The sequence below is a fragment of the Allomesorhizobium aridi genome (assembly GCF_043769475.1).
Lineage (GTDB): Bacteria > Pseudomonadota > Alphaproteobacteria > Rhizobiales > Rhizobiaceae > Allomesorhizobium.
In genome coordinates this window covers 6,028,269-6,040,441 of the sequence record NZ_CP171729.1, presented here as the reverse complement: position 1 = coordinate 6,040,441, position 12,173 = coordinate 6,028,269, and the positions used below count along the sequence as shown (strand labels likewise).

General features: G+C 60.4%; 11 protein-coding genes and 2 pseudogenes. 1 reads left to right on the top strand and 12 read right to left on the bottom strand.

The window, feature by feature from the left end; genetic code table 11:
* Positions 1 to 38: 38 nt before the first annotated feature.
* Positions 39 to 145: pseudogene (locus ACG873_RS31785) on the top strand (transposase); the annotation flags it as partial.
* 343 nt (positions 146 to 488) lie between these two features.
* On the opposite strand, the gene queC reads toward ACG873_RS31785, so the two are convergent.
* The 12 genes and pseudogenes from queC to nifK form a co-directional block, all read right to left on the bottom strand.
* Positions 489 to 1,268 carry a 7-cyano-7-deazaguanine synthase QueC gene (gene queC, locus ACG873_RS31780; RefSeq protein ID WP_394889945.1) on the bottom strand — a complete coding sequence of 260 codons (780 nt, stop codon included), beginning with the start codon at positions 1,266 to 1,268 and terminating at the stop codon, positions 489 to 491.
* A 4-nt stretch (positions 1,269 to 1,272) separates the two neighbouring features.
* Positions 1,273 to 1,626 (bottom strand): 6-carboxytetrahydropterin synthase QueD, encoded by a 354-nt coding sequence (gene queD, locus ACG873_RS31775; RefSeq protein WP_394889941.1) that lies wholly within the window; start codon positions 1,624 to 1,626, stop codon positions 1,273 to 1,275.
* Complete coding sequence (gene queE, locus ACG873_RS31770) at positions 1,623 to 2,258, bottom strand: 7-carboxy-7-deazaguanine synthase (protein ID WP_394889940.1); 636 nt, start codon at positions 2,256 to 2,258, stop codon at positions 1,623 to 1,625. The genes queD and queE overlap by 4 nt, the downstream gene beginning before the upstream one ends.
* A gap of 178 nt (positions 2,259 to 2,436) precedes the next feature.
* Positions 2,437 to 3,450 carry a 1-aminocyclopropane-1-carboxylate deaminase gene (locus ACG873_RS31765; protein ID WP_394889938.1) on the bottom strand — a complete coding sequence of 338 codons (1,014 nt, stop codon included), beginning with the start codon at positions 3,448 to 3,450 and terminating at the stop codon, positions 2,437 to 2,439.
* Positions 3,451 to 3,935: 485 nt separating this feature from the next.
* Positions 3,936 to 4,235, bottom strand: a complete 300-nt coding sequence (locus tag ACG873_RS31760; protein ID WP_394889936.1) for a hypothetical protein — start codon at positions 4,233 to 4,235, stop codon at positions 3,936 to 3,938.
* A gap of 177 nt (positions 4,236 to 4,412) precedes the next feature.
* On the bottom strand, positions 4,413 to 5,336 hold the full coding sequence (locus ACG873_RS31755) for a universal stress protein (RefSeq protein ID WP_394889934.1): 924 nt from the start codon (positions 5,334 to 5,336) through the stop codon (positions 4,413 to 4,415).
* A gap of 100 nt (positions 5,337 to 5,436) precedes the next feature.
* Positions 5,437 to 6,186, bottom strand: coding sequence for a winged helix-turn-helix transcriptional regulator (locus ACG873_RS31750; protein ID WP_394889933.1), 750 nt, complete (start codon positions 6,184 to 6,186; stop codon positions 5,437 to 5,439).
* A gap of 454 nt (positions 6,187 to 6,640) precedes the next feature.
* Positions 6,641 to 7,120, bottom strand: coding sequence for a NifX-associated nitrogen fixation protein (locus ACG873_RS31745; protein WP_394893800.1), 480 nt, complete (start codon positions 7,118 to 7,120; stop codon positions 6,641 to 6,643).
* Between the two features lie 19 nt (positions 7,121 to 7,139).
* Positions 7,140 to 7,624, bottom strand: a pseudogene (gene nifX / locus ACG873_RS31740) (nitrogen fixation protein NifX).
* Positions 7,590 to 9,002 (bottom strand): nitrogenase iron-molybdenum cofactor biosynthesis protein NifN, encoded by a 1,413-nt coding sequence (nifN, locus tag ACG873_RS31735; RefSeq protein WP_394889932.1) that lies wholly within the window; start codon positions 9,000 to 9,002, stop codon positions 7,590 to 7,592. The pseudogene nifX and the gene nifN overlap by 35 nt, the downstream one beginning before the upstream one ends.
* Positions 9,003 to 9,007: 5 nt before the next feature.
* Positions 9,008 to 10,498 (bottom strand): nitrogenase iron-molybdenum cofactor biosynthesis protein NifE, encoded by a 1,491-nt coding sequence (gene nifE, locus ACG873_RS31730; protein WP_394889930.1) that lies wholly within the window; start codon positions 10,496 to 10,498, stop codon positions 9,008 to 9,010.
* Between the two features lie 53 nt (positions 10,499 to 10,551).
* The gene (nifK, locus tag ACG873_RS31725; protein WP_394889929.1) at positions 10,552 to 12,093 is read right to left on the bottom strand and encodes a nitrogenase molybdenum-iron protein subunit beta; all 1,542 of its coding nucleotides are present in this window, start codon (positions 12,091 to 12,093) and stop codon (positions 10,552 to 10,554) included.
* Between the last annotated feature and the right edge of the window lie 80 nt (positions 12,094 to 12,173).

Genomic DNA, 12,173 nt, shown 5'->3' with positions numbered 1-12,173 from the left:
CGATCCCGCGGAGGCCGGGGCGACGTGGTGAAGACGAATATCTTGGGCTCGTGCCCAGGAGTGATGGACCGGAGAGACGATCAGGCGCGGTATCACTGAAGCGGGCAACGGCCGCGTCCGGCACGTGCTGGTCGAGAGTGCCTGGCTTCGGATCAGAATTTGCGTTTTTTTAAGTACGATTTTCATGACCGCCCTGCAGAGCATCAATTTTCAGGGCCGTCGGTTTTTCAGGAATTCGCCTTTCCTGAACTGCGACCCCGGCCGGTTACAGCGCGCTGGTCGGCGCGATTGTGTTCGCTTGGCGCCAATCTCCCGCGACGACCACCCAGCTAAGAAAGGTCAGGAAGGCCGTAATGTGGACGACCGGAGAATAAGGGCGGACGCATGATGGCGTTCCGGCGACAGCAAGCGCGTCCGCGTGCGGCTGCCCATCAGCCGAACCATTTCGGCCGGGACCCAATCCTTCGCTGCAGCGGTGGCCTCGATCGTCAGCGGTCCTGTCGGGTCGAGCGTGCCGGCCCGCAGGGTGGCACGGGCGCCGATCGGTTGCAGCGCGCGCTCGCCGGAGAGGAGCGGAAGCGCTCCCACCCTTGAGCGCGTAGTTCGCACGCAGGGCAGTTCCCGCAACCGAAACCCCAGGCATGGCGGTGATTTCGGTCGCCATTGTAGCAGGTGTGGGTTTCCTCGCAGATCAGGTGAACAAGTGCCTCGTTCCCCAGGCACTCCGCCATCGCCCAGGTCTGTGCCTTGTCGATCCACATCAACGGAGTGTGGACGACAAAGCGTGTCTCCATCCCAAGGTTCAGGGCGAGTTGCATCGCCTTGATGGCGTCGTCTCGGCAATCGGGGTAGCCCGAGTAATCCGTCTCGCAGACGCCCGTGACCAGGTGCTTGGCGCCCCGACGATACGCAACGGCGGCCGCGAAGGCTAAGAAGAGAAGGTTGCGGCCAGGCACGAATGTATTGGGGAGTCCGTTCTCCTGCATCGCGATCTCGACACCGCGGGTAAGCGCAGTTTCGCTCACCTGTCCAAGCAACGTTATGTCGATGAGGTGATCCTCGCCGAGTCGGCTGCTCCAACCCGGAAAGTTCCTGCGCATTCGATCGAGCACTCGCGGCCGGACCTCAAGTTCGATCCGATGCCGCTGCCCGTAGTCAAAGCCGATCGTCTCGACGCGCTCGAATTTGTCGAGAGCCCAAGCCAAGCAGGTGGTTGAATCTTGGCCGCCGGAGAAGAGTACGAGCGCAGTCTGCGAATCCTGTTGCATCGTCTCACCCTTCATATTCAGCCCAGCATTGGGGGGTCTCGTAGACTGTCACCGAGGCAATTTGCGGCAGGATCGGCTTGATACGGTCCCAGAGCCAGATAGCGATATTTTCGGCGGTTGGATTTTCGAGGCCCTCGATCTCATTCAGACAGTGATGGTCAAGACGCTGCAAAAGTGGGCCGAAACTAGCCTCCACGTCGAAAAAATCGACGACAAAGCCCGTGTCCGGATTCACCGGCCCCTCAAGACGAAGTTCCACACGGTATGAGTGGCCATGCATTCGATGGCAGCGATGGGATTCGGCCACCCGGGGAAGACGGTGCGCTGCCTCGAACGTGAAAGCCTGTGTAATTTTCATGGAATCCCAAGAAACTTGTGGGTTTGAAGAGTGAGCCGCCAGCGTGGGTTGGCAAGGCAATAGGCGACGGCGGCCGCCGTATTCTCCTCGCGTTCAGGCCCGTCCATCGGCTGGAGTAAAAGGTGCTTGAATGCGAGGCCTTCGAAACGCCCGGGCTCCGCACCTGGCTGAGGATAGACAAGCTTAAGTTCGTCACCGGCCGTGACTGCGAGCGGGGCGCCTGCCTTCGGACTGACGCAGAGCCACGTGATGCCAGTCGGCGGGTGAATGGTTCCGTTGGTCTCCACAGCAATTTCGAATGCCAAGTCATGTAGAGCTTTTATGAGGTCTTCGTCCACCTGCAGAAGCGGTTCCCCTCCAGTGAGGACGACAAGACGCTCCCCTGCCCCGGCACCACGCCAGGCCTGCTCAACGGCAGATGCAAGCTCCCGCGCGCTCGCAAAGCGTCCACCGCCGGCGCCGTCCATACCAACAAAATCGGTATCGCAAAACCTGCAGATTGCCTTAGCGCGGTCAGCTTCACGCCCCGACCAAAGGTTACATCCAGCGAAACGACAGAATACGGCAGCCCGCCCAACATTACGCCCTTCACCTTGAAGCGTGTAGAAGATTTCCTTGACCGCGTATGACATGCCTAAATTGCCTCTGATTGAGCAAGTGACCGCTTCACCGCGCCCACAGAATGGGGCGGGAGTCGATGTGTATCCGACGGCAGCTTATGGAGCCCGTTCCACAGTCAGCCCCGAAATCAACTCACCCGAATTTGGAGCGCATCGCCGGCACGGCAGGGAAGCTGCAATCTGTCGAGCGTCAGCCGTTGCGAAAGGTGTAGCTGTAACCGTTGATGGCAGGCGCGCCACCGAGATGCGCATAGAGGACCCTCGATCCCTCTGGAAAGAAGCCTTTCTGGACAAGGTCGACCATCGCTTGCATCGATTTGCCCTCGTAGACGGGATCAGTAATGATCCCCTCGAGCCGCGCGCACAGGCGGATTGCCGCCTTCGTTTCCTCGGACGGAACGCCATAACTTGGGTACGCGTACTCCTCCAACAACACCACGTCCTCCTGGACGATTTCCGTGCCAAGGTCGACAAGCTTCGCAGTATTTTGGGCAATGCTTAGCACCTGCGCCTTGGTTTGGGCGGGGGTGGCGGAGGCATCGATACCGATCACGGTGCGCTGGCGTCCGTCCTTGGCGAATCCGACGAGCATGCCGGCGTGTGTCGAGCCTGTGACCGTGCAAACCACGATGTAGTCGAAGGCAAACCCAAGCTGCGTCTCCTGGGCGCGCACCTCCTCCGCGAAGCCCACATAGCCGAGACCGCCAAATTTATGAACGGAAGCCCCGGCTGGTATCGCGTAGGGTCTGCCGCCCCTTGACTTGACCTCATCGAGCGCCTGCTCCCAACTCGGGCGGATGCTGATATCGAAACCCTCGTCGATCAGGCGCACCTCCGCTCCCATGATGCGGCTCAAGAGAATGTTGCCGACCCGGTCGTAGACGGCATCCTCATGTGGAACCCAGCTCTCCTGGACCAGGAGGCATTTCATGCCGATCTTGGCGGCGACCGCGGCGACCATCCGCGTGTGGTTGGACTGCACGCCGCCAATGGACACAAGCGTATCGGCATTCGACGCGATCGCATCGGGGATGATGTATTCGAGCTTGCGGAGCTTGTTTCCGCCGAAGGCGAGGCCAGAGTTGCAGTCCTCCCGTTTGGCGTAGATTTCCACCTTTCCCCCTAGATGCTTGCCGAGGCGGTCGAGCTTCTCGATAGGCGTGGGTCCAAAGGTGAGCGGGTAGCGTCCGAATTTCTCCAGCATGTTCTCTCCAGCGATACGTGATTGAAAGCAGCTATGGACGGTCGTCCTAATACCGCGTTTGATTCGAGGCCAGGTGCGCTCTTCGATGTCCCAGAAGAGCCCGGTATATTTCCAGCGCCTCGTTCGTCATCGAGACGAAACAACCGAAAGCCGGCGTGCTGCGATAGGCCACCAATGCCTATGGACCCGAAAGCATGCATCTCCCTCGGCGTTGGAACGACCGGAATGCGGTCGCCTCCGGCCCCACACCAAACACGGTGTTCCTTGAACCACCAGATCAATGTTCATGGTTAGTCCGAAGCAGTGCGAATTTGATCACGGGTCGGAGCACTTATCGTGTCGCGGCCCTCAAAAGAGCGGCGATATGCCATGTGACCGAGCTGGAGCACATCTTGGGATTCATTCTCTATCCTTCTGATCATCTGGCGGTCGCTTCCTGGCACCTACCTGAATGCTAAGTCATTTGGCCAGCTCTCGCATCTCATCTAGACCGCCAGATCAAAAAAGAGGACGCTTCCGAAATAGCCTGTCTGAACAAGCAGCGAGAAAGCCAGGGTTATGAACATGGCTCTGCGGATGGAACGCGAGACGAAGCAGGCGCGTAGAGCATTGCTGGACAGGACCAGCCGCAGGACGCGATAAAGCATTCTGCAGGGCAACGCCGTTTTCGTAGTTTTATCCATCAGGTCATCCAGCAACCCGTCGGCCGCACGATGGGTCTGGCAGTGCTGCGGGCACAGGCATGCGCGGCCCCGCAGCCTCCAGAGCCAATGCAGGGCCGGCATGATCGACGACCATGATCATTCGATTGAGTTCCCCATTGGCAACCGCGAGTGCATGCAAATTGGCTCCGAAGAGCTCCACCAAATTTGCGCGTTTGCTGCGATTTCTCCCAATTGGCATCAGGATAGGCGACCAGCGGCGTAGAGTTTCGAACAGCATCGGCGCTGCTGCGAAACCAGTCACAGAGCCAAAAACAGCGGCAATGGCGGCTTATCAACTATCCATCTCGTCACGCCACCGAAGATCCGATCACGCAGCCGGCGGTGGCCATAGGCGCCCATGACTATCATGTCTGCAGACGTGTCGATCGCGTGCTGCGCCAGCACAGTGGCGACCGATTGGCCGGCGCTCGGCAACCGGTAGATCGCCACCTGAACACCGTGCCGGGCGAGATAGGCAACAATGCCGGCTCCCGGCTCCGGCCCGTTTCCGTTGCAGCTCGCCTCCGGACCGACTACGGCGAGACGAACTTCCTCCGCACCGGATAAGAAAGGCAGCGCTTCGCGAACCGCCCGGGACGCCTCGCCTCGCGAATTCCAGCCGACCAGAACGCGCCGTGGCTTAAGAGTCGCCACAGCACCCTTCGGCACAACAAGCACCGGCTTTCCCGTTTCGGACAAGCTGCCGTTGATAACGAGACGTCCGAGGTTATCGTCGTTGAGAAGTGCGGGCCCGACGATTGTCAGGTCGGCGCAGAGCGCCGGCTGTCGTACCACGTCACCGATGCTGGACTGATCGCCATAGTCGGTATCGACATCATGAGAAAGCCGCCTGCCTCTCAGCAGAGTCCGGGTTTCCCTGGACCGTTTTTGCAGTCTCTCCATGTCATGTGAAAATCTCTCAATTTGCCAGGACTGTTTCTCCAGTCGGTCCATGTAGCTCCCAATTTGCCAGGATCGTTTTTCCAGTCTGTCCAATGCGCGTTGTTCCGGCCACACGGGGACGCCATCGCAGAGCGGCGGTGGCGACATGAGGAGCGGCGGAGGCGATATAATCAGTACGGAAAGATGCGCGTCGACCTCGGCACACAGGCTGGCAGCTATTCTGACGTCCTGATCGGAGTGGTCAGCTCCCGTCACACTGAGCACGGTTTTAAAAGCCATTTGAATGCTTCTTTCTGAATATGTCGGGCCGTTTAAGCGCGTTCGACGCCCTTAGCTTTGCGCTCAGCACGACGGAGAGGGGGTGGCAGCGCACCGATGCCTATTTACCGTCAGGTTCAGGTTCAGCGTGCGCCTCCTCAAGCGAGTAGCCTTCGGACCTGATGGTACGAATGACGCTGCCGGCCGACGTCCTCTCCAGCTCCCTTCTGATCCGGCTGATATGGACATCGATGGTGCGTTCACCGACATGTATTCTTTCGTCCCAAGCTGCGTCCTTTAACTCCTTCCGGGTGAACACCTTGCCGGGAGTCTCGAGCAAATGCTGCAGCAGTTTGTACTGGACCGGTCCGAGGTGGATGTCGTGGCCGTTACCGCGGACTCGGCGGGCATCGACGTTCATCTCAAGGCTGCCACAGCGGAGCAATCTGCCGTTTGCAATCCCGTTTGAACCCGGCTTCGCCAGCGCCAGCTTCGTCCGTAGGCAATCGAGCAGCTTCGCTGGTGCGATTGGCCGCACAAAGCTGTCGTCAATGCCTGCCTTCAAGAGATCGAAATGTTGGTTCTCGGCGCCGGGCGCGATCAGAGCAATAACGAGCACACCGCCGGTCCGGGGGTCCCCCTTGAGCTGGGCAAAGATGGTGGATCCTGTCGCGCTTGCCGGCTGGCAGTCCAGCACCACGGCCTTCGGCTCCCGCTCAACTGCCAATTTAAGCGCGTCCTCCACGCCGTCGGCCAGTTCTTTCGTGAAGACATCCGCCTCCAGGATGTGGCCGTAGGTCAGATAGAACTCCGGATCTTGCGAACAGATCAGGACCAGTGGCTTCATCGGTGCTGCGTTGTCTGAAGACATCAATTCTGCCTCGGCCGCATGGGTTGATTGAGCTCGGCATAGAAGTCGTCGCCCTGGACGGCGCGGAGGCCGAGGACTTCGCCCGCATGATCGATGGCGTGAAGTTGCATGACCTCGCGCCAGCAGATCTTGAGGCGGCGACCGCAACCGATGCAGGTCGTCGCGTTGATAGCGGTCGCATATTCCGGGATCCTTCTGGGGCCGTCGCGGGTAACGGAAGGGGGTCGGCATCATGAATTCTCCAATGCACCGAACACTCTCCTTGCAGCGTCCACTCGGCAAAAATGTCGAACGTTTTCCCGCCGCGCCTTGATCTCGGTCAGGTTGATGGGAAGGCCCTTGGCGAGGTCGTGCAATTGTCATCTTCGCAGCTCACGCGAGAGACTGCAGTTTCCGGACCTTCTATGCAGCGCCTCAAGATCTGGCATGATCACCTTGCCTCGAACCGGTCCAATCACGCTCGTGCGACCTCGGGATAGGCTTCGATGGCTGCGATCGCAGCGTCGACCAGTTTCGTTTCGGCCTCGGCGAGTTTCTGGAACGTCTCGAAGCCGAACCGGTGGACGTCGCGCAGGGCTTTCGACAGAACGACCAACCGCCCTGCCGTGAAAACCACGCGCCCGAAGCCTTCAGGACTCACCTTGATTATCGGCGATGCGATCAGGCCGGAGCGCTCCTCGATCGCAAGCCCGACGGCGGCGTAAAAAATTTCGAGCCTCCACAGCACGTCCGGATCGGGATCGCCGATGATCGGGATCGCACGCCGCTGTTCCTTGGTGATGATGAAGTCAGCCAGCAGTTCGGCGTCCGTTTTGCCTTCCCATAGTCCGTAGGAATCCTGAGCGCGGATCAGCCGCAGGAGGCATTTGACAAAGGGGGTGGCAAAGGCCGCCTCGTTCTCGCTGACAGCGGAGATAACCGTGGCATCAAACATTTCGTCTTCTCGGCTCATTTCAGCCTTCCTCCTCGAAGGGCGGGTTCTTTACAGAAGCGCCTGCCTTCGCCAGCACCTTGCGCAGCCAGGGGGAGGACGCGTCCTGAGCATCATCTGCGTGCGCAACAGCACCGCTTGGATGCTTTCGGGCCGCGGCACCTTGATCGGAAAGATTCTTGCCGAAACAAGCTTGGCTGCCGCAGGCCCGCCAATTGCCAAGCAAAACAGAAGATGACAGCCCCTCAACGCCTCCACCTTGGGCGTGATGCGGTCATCGCCCTCGGTCCGATGCTCGCCGCTCTCGTCGGAAACGTCATCGAACTCCACAGCTTCCACGGGATGCCACTCCTCGCGCGTCATCTCGTAGACAGCAAAGCGCCTGGCCGACCCGAAATGCGCATTGAGGTTCTGCATGTCGTGAGTAGCGATGGCTACGCGCAATGCGCCGACTTGCTGTCCAGGAATCTCGTCAGTGACGAGTGAGAGGCGACGAACGGAGCTCATCTGGCATTCCTCGCTTACGGAGTGGATCAAGTGCCTCAGGCGTCGGCGCGTGCCGGTTAGCCTGGAAAATGTTGGCGATCTCGAAGATCAGGTCGCGGGTCCCTTGGTAAAGGATTGTGAGCTTGTGCTGGCTGCCCAGCCGGTCGAAGACCGGGAAGCCGACGCGCATGAGCGGAATGCCAAGGCGCTCGGCCGCCTGGCGTCCGTGCGAATGGGTGACGAGAAGATCCGCGCTGGCGGCAAGACGTTCCAGATCGCCGAGATCGCCGACCTGGACCGATTCCGCCGGCACCTTCTTGAGAATTTTCGACCTATCGGTCGTAGTGACAGCCGCTGCGATTTCGCAGCCCATGCCGGTAAAGAAGGTTGCGAGCTGGTAGAGCTGGTCCGGTTCGGCAGCGATCGCAATTTTCTTGCCGCCGAAATGGAAATGTCCGTCGAGTAAAGCATCCTGCAATTGCGCCCGCTGACGGCGCATCCTGGCCGGCGCCGCCGCGCCCGAAATCGCCGTGAGCAGCGAGACGAACCGGTCGATGCTCTTCAACTCGGTCAGCGACTGGAACAGCACGTAAGGCACGCCGGTCAGCGTGTGCAGCACATCCGCCGGGCGACGCATATGCTCGCCGACGGCGATGCATTTCACCGCCGTGCCAAGCTCACGGATATCGTCGATGCTGGTGCCGCCATAGGTGGTCGGGACCCAGCGGTCGGGCACCGTACCGTCGAGCGAGCCAGAGATGTCAGGCAGGATCACCGGCTGGAGCCCAAAAGCTTCCACCATGTCACGCAAATGCTCGATGTCGGCCACAGTGAGATTCCAGCCGGGCAAGATCGCTATCTTTTTCTTCTCCTTCTCCTTCTCCTTCTTCTTCTTCGGCTTCCGCGCCCGCTCGCCGGGCCGTGTAACCCCATCGATGATCGCAGTGACAGCCTTGGCCCATCCCTCTTCGATCGCGCCGTCGAAATCCGGCGTGTTGGCCAGAACCACCTCCGTACCCGCGAGTTCTTCCGCGCGCTTCAGCTTGATATTGGCGATATCGCTTTCGCAATCTTCGCCACGGGCTTCCACCAGCGCCGTCGTGCAGACCCCGATCAGCTTTGGCTTTGTGCGGGTGTTGAGGTTGAGAATCGCCTCCTCCAGATGGTCCGCCCCGCCAAGGATCGTCGCCACTTCGTCCATCGCCGTGGTCTGCAACGGGATCGTCTCCTTGAAATGCCTCACGAAGAGCACGAGTGCGAAGCTGGTGCAGCCTTGGCTGCCGTGGAAGAGCGGGATCGCACCATCGACCCCAAGAAAGGCGAAGGCCGCACCCAGCGGCTGCGACGACTTCAGCGGATTGATCGCCGCCGATTTGGTCTGCGAAAGGATGCGGACCATCGGCCTCAACACCCGCCTAAGTCGGCGGCCATCGAGCCGGCAAGTTTCTTGAAAGCGTTCACAGCCCCGGTCTCGCACTTCGTGCTTGGCGGTTCGTCCTTCACGGCGGGCTGGCAGTCCCACGGTGCCGGCTCCCGCACTTGGCGCCAGATCGGGTTATGAATGGCGAGGTCGATCTGGCGCACGAGTTCCACCATGCCGTCATAGCCGGCATAAGGGTGCTGGCGCTCCTGATTGATATCGAGCCAGGGCATCTTGGCCTTCAGTGCGATGAATTGCGTGCGCCCGCCCGACAACATGATGTCGGCCTTGTGTTCTGAGAGCATGGCGTAAAGCTCGCGCGGCGCCATCGACTCGAACATGTGGTTCTCGTCCTTGAGTATCTGCTTGATGCGCTCCTTGTCTTCGACGGTCGATTTCTTGACCGAGGTGCCGACGATCTCGATCCCGATCTCCATCAGCGCATGAACGACCGACCAGGACTTCACACCGCCGGTGTTGAGCAGCACGCGCTTGCCTTGGAGCCACGGCCGGTAGGCCGCGAGCTTCTTCCACGCGATCGCCTCCTCCGCAGCGATCAACGCTTCGGTCCGGTCGAGCAGGTCCGGATCGGCGCCGTTATTCACGAGCAGCCCTGCGATCTGGCGCAGTGCCTCAGAGGTGTCTGTGATGCCGTAGAAAGAGCCCTCGAAGAACGGGATGTCCCAGCGCTCCTCCATTTTGCGGGCGAGATTGATGAGCGCGGTCGAGCATACCATCATGGCCGCCCGCGCGCGGTGCGATGAGGCAACGTCCAGGTAGCGAGCGTCGCCCGGGATGCAGGCGCGCACCCGGATGCCGAGCCGATCAAGGAGCGGCTTCACCAGCCAGAACTCGCCGGAGAGGTTGAACTCGCCAAGGATGTTGATGTCGTAGAGGCCGGTGTCGTCGGGCTCCACCGTGCCGATGACATGATCGAGCAACGCCTCGCCGGCGAGCTTGTTGCCAAGGTTCTTGGAGCCGACGAAACCCGGCGCATTAATCGGCACCACCGGCAAGCCGAATTTTTCCGTCGCGCGTTTGCAGACTGCCTCGATGTCGTCGCCGATCAGCTCCGTCACGCAGGACGAATAGACGAAGATCGCCGGCGGCGCATAGGCTTCCTTAATCTCGCGGATCGCTTTGAAAAGCTTCCGCTCCCCCTGCCCCATCACCACGTCGAGTTCGGTGAGATCGGTCGTGAAGCTTGTGCGCCACAGCGTTGGCCCGGAGGAAGCCGTGCCGCGGTTGTCCCAGGAATTGCCCTCGCAGGCGAGCGGCGCATGGATCAGGTGCGCGACGTCGGTGATCGGCTGCAGCACGATCTTGGCGCCGTCGAACGCACAACCGCCGGCCGCCGCGCCCGGGGTCAGCGGTTTCGAGCAGCCCTTCTTGCGCGCCTTGACATCTTTGCTCTGGTTATTCTCGCAGGCAGGCTCGTTGAAGACGTCCTGGATTTTTGTATTGAGCGAGGACATTGCTGGTCTCCGTCGAACAGCGGCCGGCTCCGGTGGAACCCAGCCGCCCGCTCTCAGCGGGTAAGGTCGTAAGAAAAGTCCGTCACGCCCGTCTCGCTCGTCTCGCGATCGAGCTTGTCGAAGATCTTGTCGAGGATCGTCGTCAGCACGCGCAGGCCGCCTTGGTAGCCCATCAGCGGGAATCGGTGATGATGGTGCCGGTCGAAGATCGGGAACGTCAGCCGGATCAGCGGCTTGCCTGTGTCGCGTTCCAGATATTTGCCGTAGGAATTGCCGATCAAGAGATCCACCGGCTCGGTGAAGAGCAGCGAGCGCATCGTCCAGAGGTCCTTGCCCGCCCAGACCTGCCCATCCTTGCCGAACGGCGAGGAGGCGAGCAGTTCCTTCATCTCGGCTTCCCAGGCTTTGGTGCCGTTGGTGGCGAGGCAGTGGATCGGCTCGCCACCAGTTTCCATAATGAAGCGGGCCATGGCGTAGACGAAATCCGGATCGCCATAGATCGCGTATTTCTTGCCGTGCAGCCAGGACTGGCTGTCGGCCATAGCGTCGACCAGGCGACCGCGCTCAAGGCGGATCGCCTCCGGAATTTCCTTGCCGCAAATCTCCGAGACCTTCATCAGGAATTCGTCGGTCGCCTGGATACCGAGCGGGTAGCGGAATGACGCCGTCGCTTGCCCAACTTCCTCGCAATATTCGAGCGTCTTGCGGGTGTTGTAGTGCTGCAGCGAGATCGTGGCCTCGGCATTCAGCGCAGCCTTTACGTCCTCGATCTTGGTGCCGCCGTCATACATCCGGTACTCGCCGTCCGACGGGGTGTCGTACTGGTCGGAGGCGTCCTGAATGAAGGTGTAGGACACGTCCATCAGGTCGAGCAGGCGTTTCAGCTCGCGATTGTTGCCGACGCAGAAGCCGTCAAAGCCAGGGATGATATTGATATTCCCTGCGACTTCGGCGTGCTCCTTGCCGTTCCAGAAATGCTCAAGGACGCCCTTAACCATGCTGTCATAGCCGTCGACATGGCTGCCGACGAAGGCCGGGGTGTGGGCGAAGGGCACGTCGAAGTCGTGCGGCACGGAACCTTCGTCCCTGGCGTTCTCGATGAAGCTGTGCAGGTCGTCCCCGATCACCTCCGCCATACAGGTTGTCGAGACCGCGATCATCTTCGGGTCGTAGAGCTTGTAGGTATTGGCGAGCCCGTCGATCATATTCTTAAGGCCGCCGAACACCGCCGCGTCCTCGGTCATTGACGAGGAGACCGCCGAGGACGGCTCCTTGAAATGCCGCGAAAGGTGCGAGCGGTAATAGGCCACACAGCCCTGGCTGCCGTGGACGAAGGACATCGTCCGCTCGAAGCCGGCTGCCGCGAACACCGCGCCGAGGGGCTGGCAGGCCTTGGCGGGGTTTACGACAAGCGCGTTGCGGGCGAGGTTCTTTTCGCGGTACTCCCAGCTCTGGGTGAATTCGCGCTGATCCGCAACGACCTGGTCCGGATGCGGGCATTCGAAATTGATCTTCTTCTCGGCAAGCATCTGCCTGTATTCCGGCTCGCGGAACAGGGGAGCATGGTCAAGAACTTTTTCGGCCGACTGCGGCATTGGTGGTCACCTTTTTCCAGTGCGACGCAACGCGGCGGCACAGGGATATCGAGAGTTTGAAGGGACTCCCGCGAATGAGG